The sequence below is a fragment of the Pseudomonas sp. SG-MS2 genome (assembly GCF_009933855.1).
GTDB lineage: Bacteria > Pseudomonadota > Gammaproteobacteria > Pseudomonadales > Pseudomonadaceae > Aquipseudomonas > Aquipseudomonas putida_E.
On the sequence record NZ_MOMO01000218.1, the window covers coordinates 1 to 831 of the forward strand.

An 831-nucleotide genomic window follows, 5' to 3' on the forward strand; every position below is an offset into this window, starting at 1 on the left:
GTGCTCAAGGAACCGGATCGCGACCCGACCAGCCAGTCCTGGATGTGGGTGCAGGCCAGCGGGCCACCTGATCGACAAGTCGTGTTGTTCGACTACACCACCAGCCGTGCGCAGGAGGTACCGTTGCGCCTGCTGGAGGGCTATCGCGGTTATGTCATGACCGATGATTACGCCGGTTACAACGCGTTGGCATTACAGCCCGGTGTCGAACGGTTGGCGTGCATGGTTCATGCACGACGCAAGTTTGTCGAGGCGCAAAAGGTGCAGCCCAAAGGCAAGACGGGACGTGCCGATGTGGCGCTGGCGATGATCAACAAGCTGTATGGCATCGAGCGTGAACTCAAGGATGTCAGCGATGAGCAGCGGTTCATCGGTCGCCAGGAAAGAAGCCTGCCGATCCTCGGCCAGTTGAAAAGCTGGCTGGACAAGACGCAGTCCCAAGTCACACCGCAAAGCGTGCTGGGTAAGGCGGTGCAGTATCTGGCGAACAACTGGAGCCGGCTGGAACGCTATGTCGAGGCCGGCCATTTGCCGATCGACAATAACCTGGCAGAGCGTGCGATAAAGCCGTTTGTCATCGGGCGCAAGGCCTGGTTGTTCAGCGACACGCCCAAGGGTGCTGCGGCCAGTGCACAGATCTACAGCTTGGTCGAGACCGCGAAGGCCAACGGCCAAGAGCCCTATACGTGGCTGCGCCACGTACTGGAGCGGTTGCCGCATGCCTCGTCGGTAGAGGCCTACGAAGCGCTGCTGCCGTGGAACTGCTCACCGGAGATGCCACGGTAAATCGAAGCTCCATCTGGCGGTAGGTGGGGTTCATGGATCGCACTC

At 60.3% G+C, this 831-nt stretch carries 1 protein-coding gene; it reads left to right on the forward strand.

Features of this window, described 5'->3' with window-relative positions:
* Positions 1-786: IS66 family transposase (locus tag BLX42_RS18375; RefSeq protein ID WP_161872338.1), on the forward strand; the 786-nt coding region annotated here is incomplete at its 5' end.
* Between the last annotated feature and the right edge of the window lie 45 nt (positions 787-831).